This window comes from Bacillus cereus group sp. MS39, from assembly GCF_040448665.1.
Lineage (GTDB): Bacteria > Bacillota > Bacilli > Bacillales > Bacillaceae_G > Bacillus_A > Bacillus_A wiedmannii.
Genome location: NZ_CP123058.1, coordinates 2,536,110 through 2,551,213, shown reverse-complemented (window position 1 = coordinate 2,551,213; position 15,104 = coordinate 2,536,110). Strand labels below are relative to the sequence as shown.

Here is a 15,104-nt window from a genome sequence, read left to right as displayed (position 1 = left end):
AGCAATTTTTTCGTTAATACAATTCAATTCTTATATATAAAAACCCTCACTATCTTGTAAGAGGATTAATCAATTATAAATACGTTATATCTCCTTCTTAGAAGTAAAGGATTCTGTAGCTCCATTTTTATATATTTTAGTCAGCTTAATAATTGACTTGTACGTATTATTATCATTCTTTATCATCTTTTTCATTTCTTCTATTTCAGCATTACCAGTTCCACTCTCTATTCTCAAACAGTTCGAAATGTTGAGATACCCACTCGATGCGAAAAGAATAATAAACGTAAGATCCGGGAAATTAATGAACAGTATTCCAAACTTTAAAGGATTCGCCGCCGTATCAGATAAAACTAATCGGAAATTTAATCGTTCAGGCACTTGAACAAAATCTTTAGAAACAATCGCTTCACCTATTATAGTAATTTGCTTTACGACATTCCCAAGTTCATCTATAAATTCAGTACAACTAGGTGCATCAATTGTTTTTGCTTGCAGTGATAAATTCAATTCTGGATTGTGAAAGTCAAAAAAGAGTGTACTTCCCTCGGTTAAACATTTCGGACAAACATTTCCAAGTAGACTAAAATCCTCTTCAATAAATTTAACTTTCGTTTTACAACTACAAACTTTCCCTATTCGAATTGCATCAATCTTTGAACAATCTACAAAAATAACCTCATTGTCTTCTTGTACAAATGATACGATACCTTTCGTCTTATTAAATGAAAGAAAATAAGATACAACAATTTCATTTCCTGCTATTACGATACTCTCAACTTTAGTATAAGGTTCAAGACTTTGTAAAAATTCACATATACTATTTTGGCAACATTCACAATCACGTTTCGACTCACAATCCACTTACACTCCATCCCTTCTCTATATGTTTTTATCTAATACATATAATATGAGCGGAATATGAGAAAAGCTTGGACAATATAACTTTAACGTAAGAATATAGTTACTTACTCATCAAATTAATAATGAATTTACGCTAATAATTAGTAATAACACATAAATTTCCCTATAAATACATATAACAATTTCATCTTTCATGAAAAAAACGTTATAATAAGGTGTAGCCTCTACGATTACGTTATAAAGGAGAATAAAACAATGGCTAAAATTAAAGTATACCAAGCAAAAGAAGAAAATATGGATGCAGTAAAGAACATCATTGATGTCGAGGAACAAAACCCAACTGCTGAAAACTTACAAAATCTATATGCATGTGTATTAGAAACAGAAGATATGGCATTGCCTGAATCATACATTGAAGAAGATATCTTAATTGATTCTATGGAAGTTATGGTTAACGCTTCTCAAAACAAACTAAGAGACTTAGGTGCATACGATGTTATCGAAGTTCAAAACAAAGGTAAGAAAACACAAATCTTATTATTAGCAGACGAAGAATACGAAATTATCGAAGGCTAATCTAAATCCGTACATACGAAAAAGCTCCTTTCCAATTGGAAAGGAGCTTTTTCATTAGGCTTTTGATGCTTCACTCTTTTTATTCGTTTGTTGTTTCTTAATTACCATGCGCTCATTTCCCATAAAGAAAATAAATATGAATGCTAAACCAGCTGGTACCAATGCCCACATAAATGTTTGAACAATTGAACTAGAAAGAGCGTCAATAATTTTATCTAATATTTGCGGCGGGATTTGAAATCTTGCCGATTCTGATAGAATAGCTCTTGAATCTCCTAAAGCGTTTGTATTCATTCCCCCGCTCATACCTTTAAATGCTTCTTCTAATTGATCTTGGAAACCTGTTCTTTGGATCATTCCAAAGATTGTAATACCAAGCGTCATACCTAATGAACGGATGAAATTACTCGTTGAAGTCGCAGACCCTCGCTGTTCCATACCGAAGTTGTGAATAGCCGCCATACTTAGTACAGAGAATGAGAAACCTACTCCAAATCCAATAATAATCATATAAATCGTTAATAATATACGACTTGTTTCTGGCGTTAATGTGCTTAATAAAAATAGTCCAATTAGCATAATAACCGCAGAAATAATCATAATGTTTCGGTAGCTAAGCTTCGTCGTTAAAAATCCACCTAACTGCGCTGTTACGACTGATCCTAACATCATCGGTAAAAGTAATAATCCTGAGTTTGTTGCGCTACCACCGTATACACCTTGAATGAATAACGGTATGTATACAGTTGCTGACATGAACGCAGCACCGTAACATAATGCAATAATGGTACTCATTCCGAATAAACGTTGTTTAAACATTTCAAATGAAATGATTGGTTCTTCTACTTTACGTTCAATAAAAATAAATGCAATAATTAAAATAGCGAATCCGCCAAATAAACTTAAAATAAAGTTAGAATCCCAATCATACTTTTGTCCACCTAGTTCTAAAGCAAACATTAGCGAAACTACTGCACCAACTAAAGTAATTGCGCCAAACCAATCAATTTTTTGCTTTCTATGAACTCGTGATTCTTTATAAAAGAATGTAATAAAAATAAGTGCTAAAACGCCAAGCGGTAAGTTAATGTAAAATACCCAGTGCCAGCTAATATAATCCGTAATATATGCGCCAAGTAATGGCCCGAAAATACTTGATAAACCAAATACTGCTCCGAATAGTCCACCCATTTTCCCACGCTTTTCAGGAGGGAAAATATCAAAAACGATAGTAAACGCGATCGGCACTAATGCCCCGCCCCCAATACCTTGAATGGCACGGTAAATACCTAACTGTGTAATATTTTCAGCAGTACCACAAAGTGCCGAACCAATCATAAAGACGATTAAACCGAAAATAAAGAATCTCTTTCTACCATACATATCTGATAGTTTTCCAAATATCGGCATACCTGCCATTTCTGCGACCATATAGGCAGAAACGACCCATACAAAGTTTTCAAGGCCTCCTAAGTCACCAACAATCGTTCCCATCGCTGTTACGACAATGGTATTATCCATTGATGCCATTAAAATACCTAGCAATAAGCCCGCCACAACAAATCCAAGCTTATTATTCTTCTCAACCATAACCGTGCTCTCCCTCGTAATACTTATATTTGTTTATGTTCTTTTACGACTGCATTACCCTTTTGATTAAAACTAGTATGATATTCTACAACACTAATTTCACAACCAGGGCCAATTGTAACATTGTTTCCTCTCACTACTTCAGCAATCGTATGTTCTAAATATATATCATCTCCTTCAACAATTGAAGTTTGGAGGTTTCCAACATGACTAATAAAAGGAAGAAATCTCGCTTTTTTACGAATCGTAATTTTTTTACCACCAATTTCTCTTACCTTACTTCCTTCATAGCGAAGTGAGATTTGAATATTTTCAGCATTTAGTAATCCATCACTTTCAAGACCACCAGTTAATGATAAATGTTCTACTTCAATATCTCCCTTCACATTTAAGGCACCTTTTACATCGACAAAATCACCTGAAAACTTCCCTGCAATATCTATCATACCTCTAACTTTTGTTTTTTCAATATGTGCATCACCATAAATTTGTGTATTACCATATACTTTTACATATTCCGCATCTACATTTCCTTGTACTTCGCTATCTCCATACACAACATAATTTTTCACTTTCATATCACCGCGTACATCACTCGTGCCATATGTTTTAAATTCATTACAACTCATATCATTCGTAATTGTTCCTTCACCGCGAATCTTCACTTTATTATAATCTCCGCCTGCTGAATTACCGGAACCATTTACTGTGAGACTATGTAGATGTTCCATATTACTTACTCCTCCCATTAAACCTGCTTAATTTCTTTTACATTTGCGCTTTTATCAACGGTAAGCACACCGGTATATTCAATCAGTTCAATCTCACAGTTCGGTCCTACTGTAACATTATTTCCTCTTACCGTTCTTATGTGAGCATAATCAATATCGATATTGTCACCTTCGAGCAGCTCTGCTTCTAACTGCAAGCCAAATACTGTTTTAAATAGCCTACTAAATGTACCTGATCTATGTCTTACTTTAATCGTTTGACCACCAATTTCTTTCGCTCTACATGTACCGTGAATATTAATATTTATTTCATCTGCGCTTAATAATCCACCAATTATAAATTGTCCTTCTGAAGAAAAAGTATCTACTTCACAATTACCGTCAATCGTCGCTTGACCATTGACTTTAAATTCTTCACCAGTGACATTTCCACCTATCGTACCTTTTCCTGCAATTTTCAAACTGTTTGCCTTTACATTTTGCGTAATTGTTGCTTTTCCATCAATTCGCATCGTTTCAGCATGAACTGTGCCATCGACTTTACCTGATCCGCTAATTCGTGCACTACTACTTTTCAAATCGCCTGTAACTGCACCGTAACCGTTACATTCAAATTGCTCACATTCAACATTTCCATGCACAGTTCCTTTTCCGTTTAATTGCACTTTATGAAACTCGCCGCCATTCGATGAACCGTAACCATTTATAATCAAATTATCTGTACGCATACTTTCTCCTCCACTACAACAGTTTCGTTTTTAATGCTTCGGTATATTTCATAATCGCTTCGCTTAAAACGATTTTGGTGCCTTTTTCAAAAATTAAATCGTCCACGTTTGAAACTAAGAAACATGTAGAAATCCCTAACTTTCGGACAATGATTAAGTCACAAGTTTTATGTTTAATTGCTTCATAATTTTCACGTAAAACTTGCAAGACCATTTTTCCTTCTTCTAAACTAATCTCTCCCGATTGTAGTAATTCTTCTAACATGTACACATAAAGAATATCTACAAATTGAAACTCTGTTGTTTTATTCGTTTGTTCTATGAAGAATTGTAGAACTGTTTCTGATGCAATCCCCTTACGTAAAATGTCTTCCTTTGTTAAAAGAATTTCTCTCACACTCGGTGAAAACATATTCGCTAGTTCATCAAGTGATAGATCCTCTTTCATCGTTTGGATTTTATCAATACGCTCTAATATCTTTTCTTTCGGAAAAAATGTCTCTTGACCCGTGAATGTTGACTTTCGTACAAACCAATCTTCCGGTATTAAATTTTTTCTTTTCCACCTATATAACTGTCCGTATGAAATACCAGTTAGTTCTAATAAATCTTTTTTTGAAATTAAATCTGTACTCAACTGTATAACACTCCTTCCTGATAACAATGTAACATAACACTGTTACGCTGTAAATACCCTTTTACCAGAAGTAGCGTAACAATGTGTAAAACAAACCTGTTTCACACACAAAAATAGGGTTCTCACGCATCCTATAAAATACGTAAAAACCCTTATATATCAACATGTAAACCATATCTCATAAAAATCAATCCACCCTTGTGAATTAATCATTATATTTTGTACTTTTTCGTGAGAAGTTACTTGTTGTTTGTTACGGTATAAAGGAATAATATGAATTTGACGTAACAAAGTGTCTTCAATATTGCGTAACAATGTAACTCTTTGCTCTAATTGTTCTTGTTTAAAATACGGGATCAATGTTTTATGAAAGTCCATGCTACTTTGCCCATGAATAAAACTATTTTTTGTAAGAAACATATATAGCAGACTATCTTCTATTCTTTCGCTAATCGTTGCACTATCATGCATCATATCAGCCTTTTGTATCGTACTGATTTCCAATAACTCTTCAACTTCAAGAAAATTATTTTCTACACGAATCCCGTACTTCGCACACTCTTTCTGAATCCATTGTGCATCTTCTACGTGATCTTGTCCTGTAAATGTGTAGAGTTGTAGCACTTCATGATGATACATACTCCTTTTCACTAAGCATTCTATCTCTTCCTTAATCTCTACTTTTCTTTCATTTGCTAATATTAGTTTCTTTGCCACTTCTCCACGTTCTCCGCCGAGTTCTTGAACAATTCTATCGCCATGAATGATTTTATGTAGTGCCTTTCGAAACAGCTCATCTTGCATTGGTCCTTCTTTTACAAGATTGCACGTTACATATGTCACGTTCGATTCAAGCCGAGACAACTCTTTATTAGGCTTTTCTTTATCTTTATATTGCGCCTTTACTAACACGTCATACGTATTTACATTTTGCTCTACATTCATTAGTTCAATTCGGTCAAGAAAAGGTCTTTCACGATAATATAGATCATGTACTCCTAAAACAAATAAATGTGCATTCTTTTCGCGTAATTTAAAAGGGCCTGTTCCAATGAGGTTTCCCGCTTCATCTTCATTTACGATAGAACACTGTTCTGCACTTAGCATATGTAAAAACATCCTATTTTCCGTATGTAATTGAATTTCAACAACAAATTCATCCACTGCACGGACATTTTCAACATGTTGTAACATCCATGCGTGTGGGTTGTTTTCCGCTTTCATAAATCGATTCAATGAATGTATAACATCATGTGCGGTAAGTCGTTTTCTATTATGAAGATGAACGCCTTTTCTTAAATAAAATGTCCAAACCTTTTCAGCGTCATTATATTGCCAGTGAAAAGCAAGTCTTGGCTCAATACAATTTGTTTCCTCATTCACATATACGAGTGTATCAAAAATATGTTTAACCATATGACATTCTGAGCGCATCGTAGCGTAGACCGGATCTAAAGCGATGTCTAGATTCATTTGTACTTGCAACCGAAGTACATCTTTTCTTCCTTCAGGTGTCCTTTCTATTTTATGACCAAATATTGAATCTACCCAAGCTTCATACTCTTTCTTTACTGATGGAAATTGTGAGCTGTATCGTTCCACAAATGAGATTCCACTTTTCACATCCCCTTTTTTCGTTAGTTCTTTTCCTCTGTCTAAAATCAATGTCATCGGTTGCTTTTGAAATATTAATTTAGAACGATTCCCTCTTCCGCGCCCTGGAAACCAAGTGATCCAATGTAACTCTTCTAATTTTTTTATAATTAATTTACTATTACGCTCCGTACAAAATAATATTTCTGCTATCATTTGTACTGTTACTTCTAATTGCTCTCCTTCTTTTTTCCCTTTCCCATAGGCAACCCATAGTTCAATGTATTGATCTAAAATAAACATCATATTCCCCCTAAAAGGTGAAAAATATTCCCTATTCTTTTTACCCTTTTTCCAATTCTCCTTTCATCTTATCATTTCAATATAGAAAGGGGGAAATAATATTGAATCATCTCTTTTTACGTTACAATAAACCAATCATCATTAGACTGTGCGGTGAATTATTAACTCGAACAACAGAATCAATGTTAGCTATCATTATGATTATTTATGTTAATAAGATGCTAAACGGCAATATTATGATGACTATGCTTATTTTCGGATTACAACCGCTTTCGGACATTATATTTACACTTATTGCTGGAAGAATGACTGATAAATATGGGCGAAAGAAAATTATGTTACTCGGCTTATTGCTACAAAGTGTTGCAATCGGCAGCTTCATCTTTGCTCAATCCGTTTTTATATTTGCTTTGTTATATGTCATAAATGGGGTTGGCCGTTCCTTATATATTCCTGCTCAACGTGCACAAATAGCTGATTTAACAAAACAAAATCAGCAAGCAGAAATCTTCTCGCTTCTGCAAACGATGGGAGCAATAGGTACCCTAATCGGCCCTTTAATCGGTACTATTTTTTATAAGACTCACCCTGAATATGTATTTACAGTGCAAAGCATTGTACTTATAGTATATGCAGTCGTTGTTTGGACGCAGCTTCCAGAAACCGCTCCGGCAATGACGACACCAACGCAAAAGCTTGAAGTATCATCTCCAAAACAATTTGTACACAAACATTACGCCGTATTTGGACTTATGGTTTCTACACTTCCTATTAGCTTTTTTTATGCACAAACTGAGACGAATTATCTTATTTTCGTGAAACATACTTTTACGGATTTCGAACTCATACTCGTTTTTATTTCAACATGCAAAGCTATTATGGAAATCTTTCTGCAAGTTTTCCTCGTGAAATGGTCTGAACGATTTTCCATGGCGAAAATCATCATTATTTCTTATGCCTGCTATACAGTAGCTGCACTTGGCTACGGGCTTTCAGCAACAATCGCGTCACTATTTTTCACATTACTCTTTTTAGTCATCGGTGGAAGTATTGCTTTAAACCATTTACTTCGATTCGTTTCAGAAATCGCTCCTTCAGATAAACGCGGATTGTATTTTTCAATTTACGGCTTACATTGGGATATATCTCGAACGTGCGGTCCTGTTATTGGTGCGGTTTTATTAAGCAAACTAAACGGCAGTATGCTATTTTATATTTGTGCTTGTTTCTTAATAATTGGGGGCATTATTCAGGCTCTTTTTGTTCAAAATTTAGAGCGTAATAAAATAAAAAAAGACATTTCAGAGCATACTCCTCATGTTTTATAGGCTGCTTTGCTCATCCTTTTAACAGTAAAAAGAAGGCTATCACAAAAGTCTTGATGACCTTTGGTGATAGCCTTCTTTATTACCCTGCCATTTTATTTATACTATCCTCTGGCGAAAATACCGAAATATGATTTACCTTACCAGTCGATTTTGGAATAATGAATTTTAACTCAAACTGATTGTTTACTTTATATGCGTATATTTTATCTTCCCCATTCACTTTAACTGAAGCTGGTTTTCCTAATGCTTTCTCTATTTCTTGTAATGTAATTGATTTTAGCTCTGCATGATAGGAGCGTACATCAAAAACTTGTGATCCTTTATTAAAACCGAAGGAAACATTTTCATTTGTAAAAGTAGCGTACATTCCGTTACCTGCTTGTTCCGTTTTATCTGCTTTCCCCCACGCTTTTTCTATTTCTTCAATATCTCCTGTATGAGCTGCGAACGGAACATTAGGTACTTTTCCTTCTTTCGCTAGTTCAAACAAATCTTTAATGTGGTTAATTGATTTTTGATTTATTACTGTATCTTTCGTGCTTGAATCTGTCTTTGGTTTTGCTGATCCTTCATTATTTGATTTTGCTTCAGGCTCTTTCTTTTCTTCAGAAGAATTATTTTGTTCGTTTTTACTATTTTCAGAGGTTGGGTTTGTTTCCTTTTTTTCGTCTGTCCCTTTACATGCTACTAATGCAAATATGCATGTAAAAGCGAGAAATAACATAGCTATCTTTACATACACTTTCATACATTTCAGCCCCCTATTATAATCTTATTCCTTTTGATAACCAATCCATGACACCACTTTTCAAATTGTGTTTGTTCCAAAAAATAAATACTTCACTCTCTCCCAATGCTTGTACAACATATTCTACAAAAGCTGTTCCTAAAAAATAACCGAGTCGGTTGTATCCAAAATACTGTCCTCCCGATAACCGGAACCACTCTTTCTCTTTTTCGAGCGTCCATCCTTCTATATAATCTTCCAAAAAACGATTCTTTATTTGTTTTTCATTTTCTATATAGCATTGTAACCAACATTCACCATCATTGTTATATGAGTAGTACACTGATTCATTTACGCCTTTTATAATTTGCTTTGATAAATATGTTGCAACACCTTCACGATACAAAGTAACTGCCGCGTCAGTCCACTCAGCTTTTGTCCAATCCATTCCATCATTGTGTAACATAACATTATGATATATATGTCCTATTTCGTGAGCGACAATAACACGAAGGTGATTTACATCTGGAGATAATTTTTCTGCCGCAAAAAATATGTCCCCAATAATTTCCCTTTCTACAAATGCATTAGAGCCAAACCCTCCAACAAATAGATGGAAATTCATATTTACATCAAAGTTATATTTATAATGATATTCATTCGTTATCTCTTGAATAATAGTCGGTAATGTTTCTGCAATGATACGAATTTCTTCTATTTTTGCGGGATATCGTTTAATGGCATTAGAAACTCGTTCTCTCGTATGTGGACAATGATACTTAAAGTATTCTTCAAATATCTCTGGATGCGAAGTAAAGTATTGGTTGAGGACTGCTAATTCTACATCGTTACTTTCCCATAATTTTAAAAAACTTGGAATTGTATTATTTATCATTTTTTCCATCTCCTTATATATCCCTTCTCGTCATTTACACTGCAATCCTTCCTGAAACGTAGAAAAAGCAACAAAGAAAGATGAGTCTTCTTTGTTGCTTTTTCTGTTTAATCAAACCATTTATCACCATCAGAAATCCATTTACCATTATGCAAATCATAACATTCATCATAATAATAAAAAAAGCTGCCCAAAAAGGACAGCTTTACATATGTATTTTTACACTTCGATTGACTTACCATCTTCAACAATATGATAAAGTAAGTGAGCTAAATGATGAATTGGGCCATACTCTTCCTCTTCTTCATCTGTTTCACCTTGGAACTCAAGATCATTTAAGTATAGTGCTAAAAATTGATAGTATAGTTTTAAATCAAATCCGTAGCACGCAGTTGGCTCTTCATGATCGCCTTCGTATTGTAACATTAAGTATTGATCATTACCTTCTGCATCTTCTGCGTCAAAGAATACGAAGAATCCAACGTTTGTATCTAAATCAAATAGATGACGAGTGCCTTTTTCTGTTGCTTTGTTGAAGTCCTCTTCACTTAATTTATGTACTGTTGTCGCTTTAGCATTATCTTCTTGATGGAAATTTACTGTAAATGTTTTCAATGCTGACACCTCCTGATTGTATAATGCTAGCATAACATATAAAAAGGACTGCTTACAAATGTAAACAGTCCGTACATTCATTTTCGCATTGCTCGTAATAAGAAGCTTACGATGAAAATTAAAACGATCGCACCGATTAAAGCTGGAATAATTGCATATCCGCCAATGACTGGACCAAAACTACCAAGTAATTTCGAACCAATCCAAGAACCGATAATACCAGCAATAATATTACCAATTACACCACCAGGTACGTCCTTCCCAGTAATTAAACTTGCAAACCATCCTAATATACCACCTACGATTAAAGACCAAATCATATGATAACCTCCTTTATATTTCACCAATCAAAATATAATTAGAAACAATTGCTTACCATTAGTTATGTTACATTTTTCATTAGTTATTCATACAGATCAACTATTAGATTATTTCAAAATAATGAACGACCAGTTTTTTCGTCTTCTGGTTGATGCCTTTCGTATTACACAAATTAAGGACAATCGGGCTTTAATATCGTTCGCATAAATTCTTCTTTAAAAGCCGGATAGTTAAAACCAACCGCAATTTTTTGAATAGGCCTATTATCAAACGTTGTCGGCTCAGCTATTTTTCTAAAATCTGCTACACTTTGTCCTCTTGTTACGTCATTTGTCGTACTAATCCAAACTGCAGATTTTTTATATTCAAAAATATCATCATTTATAAATGAAATAAACGGAAGCAAATCGTGAATCGGACTTCCAGTAATACCCGGGTATTCTTTTTTATAAAAGTTCTCATAATAAAAATCTATCATTGGTTTAATAAGCTTTGCCTGCCCTGTTCCTTCTTTATTAATAATATCCAACATTTCAGGAGTAATTCGTGCTTCTTGCGTGACATTTAAAGGATAAATAGTCGCATTCTTTGCGTACTTCATTACAATATTTGCGGCGATTGGATCTCCATAAAAATTCGCTTCTGATACAGGAGTAACGTTACCAGGAAATAAAAAAGCACCGCCCATAATATAATACGAACATACCTTATCCATTACATTTGGATATAATAAAAATAACGTTGCCAATGTTGTTAATCGTCCTGTCGCTACGATAACAATATCTTCTGGACAAGGTTCAATTAATTTAATTAATTCACAAAAATTTTCCCGTTTACAAATCCTCATATCAGGTGGAATAATTGGCCCTAAACCATGATCCCCATGAATTTCTGGGAAGAATAATGGCTCTTCAGCTGTCATTGGTCTTGCTGCACCTTCAATGATCTTTACTTCTGTAGCATAGTATCTTTCTAAAAAATACACATTTTCCGTTACAATTTCTCGCGATACATTTCCATATTCAGCAACAATACCTAAAATATCTAATTTACATGTTTTATTTGCATAAATTAACGCCACAGCATCGTCAATACCAAAGTCTCCAAAAAAGATGATTTTCTTATTAACTATCCTCACCCCTCTTCAACATAATCTACTATTATTATTATGTGAAAAAGACAAGGCTGTGAAACGGTGCAAACTAAAAAAGCCGCCTATTTATTGGCGACTTCGATCTTTTTATAAGATAAATATGCTAGTACATTTTTACTTGAATCGTATTTTGGATTATTTCCTTTTCTCGGTTCTCTCAAATGTGTTTTTTCAAATCCAGGAATATCCGGCATTTTCTCCATAAATTCAAGCATTTCTTCTTCAGTTCCTTCAATACGTACGCGAATCATTATTACTTTTCCTCAATTCTCATTTTCTCTGTACTAAGTATAACGTACTTTGAAAAGACTGCAAGAAATTTATCTTTTTAATGTCGCGCTTTTTTTGCATACAAACAATGCCATTTCAGTATAAAACGATATAATTTTATTATTTTCATATTGAATGTTAAAGAACTCTTGCATTTCAACTGATGTTTTCATCATACATTCTGTTAACTTCACGCGTTTCTGCAAAGGTACATTCATCATATCGCACCACCAGTCAAATTCAAATTTCTTGTCAAAAGTAAGACATGACTGCATTTGTAAACCGTTTTTTTCTAACAAAGTAATCCATTCTGTTTTTTTCAACGCTCGTTCATGACTCGGATCTCGCTTTTTTTCTATAAAATTATAAAATGTATCGTATTCATTATTTTCCGGTGAAACATTATCTATTAAAATAAACAATCCATTATGTTCTAACGTACGATTTACTTCACATATAAACTGAGCTGGATTCGTAAAATGATGTGCTGCAATTCGGCACGTAATCGTATCAAAAGAACTATCGGCAAACGGTAAACTTTCAGCGTTTCCAGCGACAAAAGATACATTTTCATATCCATTACTTATAATAAAGTTTTTCGCATTCTCTAGCATTTTTTCTGTTAAGTCTAAGGCAACTACTTCTTTAAACAATGGAGCTAATACATTCGCAACATGTCCACCGCCAGTAGCAATATCAAGAAGACGCTTATTATGACGAGACTCAACTTGTTGAACCACATATTGTAAGTCTGGTCCATTAGCATGAATTTTACTTTTCACATATTTTTCCGCATTATTACCAAACTGTTGTTTTACAAGCTCTTCTTTACTCATTTTATCATCTTCTTTCTATTGTTATTTACATATAGGATTCATATAATAATTAAAGTTCTCTTTATGTATTTTCAAATCCTCTTTTCGGCTCACTTCTTACCATGCTGTCCTATCATCAATATACTAAACAAAAAAGGCTACGGGAACTTGTCCCCTAACCCGACTAAATATTTATTACATTTTTACTTTTTCATATACATCTATATAATATAAATCCTCTTTCAACTTCATAATAACGTCTACTTCGTTATAAGTAGCCTCACGAGCATGTAAACCAAATTGATCCATGCCGATCCATATCCATCCAGGTGTATGCTGTAGAACATCTAGGTTAAAATAATCTAATTTAATAAGCTCCGATTTTATAAATTTATCTTTATTAGCGATTTGTTTATCCATTAAGCCGTATTCTTTTCCATTTTCAAGTAGCGATATAATTTTCCCTAAAATTGGATGTTCACGTATAATAAAATGATATTCCCTTTCGTCTACATTCGCCATAATTAAACGGGAATTAGATAAATCTAATCCCAAACTCGGCATATTTATTTTAATCACCTCCTATATTGGTTTCATCTCCATCCTAACAAACAAATATTTAAATAATATTAATATAATGTAAAAATATAAAGGCTGATTTCCCTTTAGAAATCAGCCTTTATATTTTTATATCTTTTCTTTTTCCTCATTATTTCTAGAAACTAAATTTCCAATAGCATCAGCCGTTACTTCAACTACAAATTCACAAATACCTGCTACTACTTCTCCAATCACTTCATCCATCTTTTTTACCCCCTTATTTTATGTAACTTATTTGTAGTATAGATGAAATTAGTTATTTTTTACTATCAGAAAACGTGACAACAGCATTACAGTTTTGTAAGCTTTTTCAATTTGTTTAGCTTCTATCCTTTGAAACTCCAAGTATGATTAACAAGCATATAGGCCATCATAAGTTTAGGTAAGTTCCAATTATGCTAGAGGAGGCGTGTAAAATATACTACGTAAAATTAATTAAAGGTCAATCATTCTATGCTTTTGATCATCGTTTCTTAATGTCTGAAGAAGAAGAGGTTTCCGAGAAAGTTTATAATTACTTACGTCGTAATGAATTTTTCGAAGTGCGTAAAGAAGAATATTCTGCTTAATTACAAAAAGCATCAAGAAAAATATCACCTAATTGTGGTATATTCTTGATGCCTTTATTCGATTTCCCTCTTTTCAACAATTGTGCTCCATTCTCTTAATACATTCTATTATTTGTCCAAGCTATTTCATTGCTACTTTCATATTTTAGTATATGAGGAGGTGACGAATATGACTCATATCATTGATTACCAAGCTACTCAACCTATAAGTAAAACTGGTGAAACAACTTTTGCAATCCCAGCTTCTCCAAATAAAGCAATTCTAGCAAATTTGAAATTGAGAATTTCAAGTAGAGATTCACGTAATAATCGAGTAGAATTAATCGCTACAGTTGGCGTAAAAGGTATAACTGAGATTTCACAAATTTTATTCCGAATTTTCCGTGATAACATTGAAATTTTTAATACACAAGTAGGTATTGAATCTACAGATTCTGAACAATTCTATGCTCAAACATTTCAAGCTATAGATCAAAACGTTGGCAGTGGAACACACCAATATTCATTAACTGTAGAAAACCTAACTAGTGGTGCAAGTGCAGAAGTTATTGGTCCTCTATCTTTTAGCGCATTAGCTATTGGACAAGAACGTAAATGCTGCTAAGCCAATCTAATATTTAATTTTGTACTTGAGAAAAGCGAGACGTACTATGTACGTTCTTGCTTTTTTATATGTATCCTTACTTTCAATAGACACTTCATCATTAATTTTTCACATTTTTATTGCTTATTTCACCAACTAATAAATCAATTTTTTAACAAATCAAAAAGATTGAAATCCATTCATGA

Annotated in this window: 18 protein-coding genes; 4 read left to right on the top strand and 14 right to left on the bottom strand. The window is 33.5% G+C overall.

Annotation, left to right across the window (positions count from 1 at the left end; genetic code table 11):
* Positions 1 to 84 precede the first annotated feature (84 nt).
* Positions 85 to 864, bottom strand: coding sequence for a BC_2878 family exosporium-associated protein (locus QEP67_RS13480; RefSeq protein WP_000340391.1), 780 nt, complete (start codon positions 862 to 864; stop codon positions 85 to 87).
* 255 nt (positions 865 to 1,119) lie between these two features.
* On the opposite strand from QEP67_RS13480, the gene QEP67_RS13475 reads away from it, so the two are divergent.
* On the top strand, positions 1,120 to 1,440 hold the full coding sequence (locus QEP67_RS13475; RefSeq protein WP_001062728.1) for a hypothetical protein: 321 nt from the start codon (positions 1,120 to 1,122) through the stop codon (positions 1,438 to 1,440).
* Positions 1,441 to 1,494: 54 nt separating this feature from the next.
* On the opposite strand, the gene QEP67_RS13470 is transcribed toward QEP67_RS13475, so the two are convergent.
* The 5 genes from QEP67_RS13470 to QEP67_RS13450 all read right to left on the bottom strand — a co-directional run bounded on the left by QEP67_RS13470 (position 1,495) and on the right by QEP67_RS13450 (position 7,022).
* Positions 1,495 to 3,030, bottom strand: coding sequence for an MDR family MFS transporter (locus QEP67_RS13470; RefSeq protein WP_353706615.1), 1,536 nt, complete (start codon positions 3,028 to 3,030; stop codon positions 1,495 to 1,497).
* A gap of 23 nt (positions 3,031 to 3,053) precedes the next feature.
* Complete coding sequence (locus QEP67_RS13465) at positions 3,054 to 3,761, bottom strand: hypothetical protein (protein ID WP_016087477.1); 708 nt, start codon at positions 3,759 to 3,761, stop codon at positions 3,054 to 3,056.
* Positions 3,762 to 3,778: 17 nt separating this feature from the next.
* Positions 3,779 to 4,489, bottom strand: coding sequence for a polymer-forming cytoskeletal protein (locus QEP67_RS13460; protein WP_064470061.1), 711 nt, complete (start codon positions 4,487 to 4,489; stop codon positions 3,779 to 3,781).
* A 13-nt stretch (positions 4,490 to 4,502) separates the two neighbouring features.
* On the bottom strand, positions 4,503 to 5,126 hold the full coding sequence (locus QEP67_RS13455) for a YhbD family protein (RefSeq protein WP_000102251.1): 624 nt from the start codon (positions 5,124 to 5,126) through the stop codon (positions 4,503 to 4,505).
* A 159-nt stretch (positions 5,127 to 5,285) separates the two neighbouring features.
* Positions 5,286 to 7,022 (bottom strand): SgrR family transcriptional regulator, encoded by a 1,737-nt coding sequence (locus QEP67_RS13450; protein ID WP_000470222.1) that lies wholly within the window; start codon positions 7,020 to 7,022, stop codon positions 5,286 to 5,288.
* Positions 7,023 to 7,123: 101 nt separating this feature from the next.
* Between QEP67_RS13450 and QEP67_RS13445 the strand changes: the two genes are divergently transcribed.
* The gene (locus QEP67_RS13445; RefSeq protein WP_001015913.1) at positions 7,124 to 8,350 is read left to right on the top strand and encodes an MFS transporter; all 1,227 of its coding nucleotides are present in this window, start codon (positions 7,124 to 7,126) and stop codon (positions 8,348 to 8,350) included.
* A gap of 79 nt (positions 8,351 to 8,429) precedes the next feature.
* Here the strand turns inward: QEP67_RS13445 and QEP67_RS13440 are convergent, their stop codons facing one another.
* The 8 genes from QEP67_RS13440 to QEP67_RS13405 all read right to left on the bottom strand — a co-directional run bounded on the left by QEP67_RS13440 (position 8,430) and on the right by QEP67_RS13405 (position 13,710).
* Entirely contained in the window at positions 8,430 to 9,098 is a 669-nt protein-coding gene (locus QEP67_RS13440; protein WP_000870480.1) for a YjgB family protein, read from the bottom strand.
* 16 nt (positions 9,099 to 9,114) lie between these two features.
* Entirely contained in the window at positions 9,115 to 9,972 is an 858-nt protein-coding gene (locus QEP67_RS13435; RefSeq protein ID WP_000609527.1) for a hypothetical protein, read from the bottom strand.
* Positions 9,973 to 10,191: 219 nt separating this feature from the next.
* Complete coding sequence (locus tag QEP67_RS13430) at positions 10,192 to 10,587, bottom strand: hypothetical protein (RefSeq protein WP_000847587.1); 396 nt, start codon at positions 10,585 to 10,587, stop codon at positions 10,192 to 10,194.
* Between the two features lie 77 nt (positions 10,588 to 10,664).
* Entirely contained in the window at positions 10,665 to 10,907 is a 243-nt protein-coding gene (locus QEP67_RS13425) for a GlsB/YeaQ/YmgE family stress response membrane protein (RefSeq protein WP_000638299.1), read from the bottom strand.
* 173 nt (positions 10,908 to 11,080) lie between these two features.
* Complete coding sequence (locus QEP67_RS13420) at positions 11,081 to 12,046, bottom strand: nucleoside hydrolase (RefSeq protein ID WP_001223688.1); 966 nt, start codon at positions 12,044 to 12,046, stop codon at positions 11,081 to 11,083.
* A 77-nt stretch (positions 12,047 to 12,123) separates the two neighbouring features.
* A complete protein-coding gene (locus tag QEP67_RS13415) occupies positions 12,124 to 12,312 on the bottom strand; it encodes a DUF3970 family protein (RefSeq protein ID WP_000621878.1) in 189 nt (62 codons plus the stop codon).
* Positions 12,313 to 12,381: 69 nt separating this feature from the next.
* The gene (locus QEP67_RS13410; protein ID WP_000031342.1) at positions 12,382 to 13,167 is read right to left on the bottom strand and encodes a class I SAM-dependent methyltransferase; all 786 of its coding nucleotides are present in this window, start codon (positions 13,165 to 13,167) and stop codon (positions 12,382 to 12,384) included.
* Between the two features lie 174 nt (positions 13,168 to 13,341).
* Positions 13,342 to 13,710, bottom strand: coding sequence for a hypothetical protein (locus tag QEP67_RS13405; RefSeq protein WP_001139549.1), 369 nt, complete (start codon positions 13,708 to 13,710; stop codon positions 13,342 to 13,344).
* A 452-nt stretch (positions 13,711 to 14,162) separates the two neighbouring features.
* Here QEP67_RS13405 and QEP67_RS13400 point away from each other — a divergent pair, with 452 nt between their 5' ends.
* A complete protein-coding gene (locus QEP67_RS13400; RefSeq protein ID WP_071680000.1) occupies positions 14,163 to 14,315 on the top strand; it encodes a YqbF domain-containing protein in 153 nt (50 codons plus the stop codon).
* Positions 14,316 to 14,484: 169 nt separating this feature from the next.
* On the top strand, positions 14,485 to 14,919 hold the full coding sequence (exsC, locus tag QEP67_RS13395; RefSeq protein WP_000148801.1) for an exosporium protein ExsC: 435 nt from the start codon (positions 14,485 to 14,487) through the stop codon (positions 14,917 to 14,919).
* The last annotated feature ends 185 nt before the right edge of the window (positions 14,920 to 15,104 follow it).

What these genes read in the sequence shown, in the direction of transcription:
- QEP67_RS13475 (WP_001062728.1), top strand. Translation starts at nt 1,120, where the DNA reads ATGGCTAAAATTAAAGTATACCAAGCAAAAGAAGAAAATATGGATGCA.
- QEP67_RS13470 (WP_353706615.1), bottom strand. Translation starts at nt 3,030, where the DNA reads ATGGTTGAGAAGAATAATAAGCTTGGATTTGTTGTGGCGGGCTTATTG.
- QEP67_RS13465 (WP_016087477.1), bottom strand. Translation starts at nt 3,761, where the DNA reads ATGGAACATCTACATAGTCTCACAGTAAATGGTTCCGGTAATTCAGCA.
- QEP67_RS13460 (WP_064470061.1), bottom strand. Translation starts at nt 4,489, where the DNA reads ATGCGTACAGATAATTTGATTATAAATGGTTACGGTTCATCGAATGGC.
- QEP67_RS13450 (WP_000470222.1), bottom strand. Translation starts at nt 7,022, where the DNA reads ATGTTTATTTTAGATCAATACATTGAACTATGGGTTGCCTATGGGAAA.
- QEP67_RS13440 (WP_000870480.1), bottom strand. Translation starts at nt 9,098, where the DNA reads ATGAAAGTGTATGTAAAGATAGCTATGTTATTTCTCGCTTTTACATGC.
- QEP67_RS13435 (WP_000609527.1), bottom strand. Translation starts at nt 9,972, where the DNA reads ATGATAAATAATACAATTCCAAGTTTTTTAAAATTATGGGAAAGTAAC.
- QEP67_RS13425 (WP_000638299.1), bottom strand. Translation starts at nt 10,907, where the DNA reads ATGATTTGGTCTTTAATCGTAGGTGGTATATTAGGATGGTTTGCAAGT.
- QEP67_RS13415 (WP_000621878.1), bottom strand. Translation starts at nt 12,312, where the DNA reads ATGATTCGCGTACGTATTGAAGGAACTGAAGAAGAAATGCTTGAATTT.
- QEP67_RS13410 (WP_000031342.1), bottom strand. Translation starts at nt 13,167, where the DNA reads ATGAGTAAAGAAGAGCTTGTAAAACAACAGTTTGGTAATAATGCGGAA.
- QEP67_RS13405 (WP_001139549.1), bottom strand. Translation starts at nt 13,710, where the DNA reads ATGCCGAGTTTGGGATTAGATTTATCTAATTCCCGTTTAATTATGGCG.
- exsC (WP_000148801.1), top strand. Translation starts at nt 14,485, where the DNA reads ATGACTCATATCATTGATTACCAAGCTACTCAACCTATAAGTAAAACT.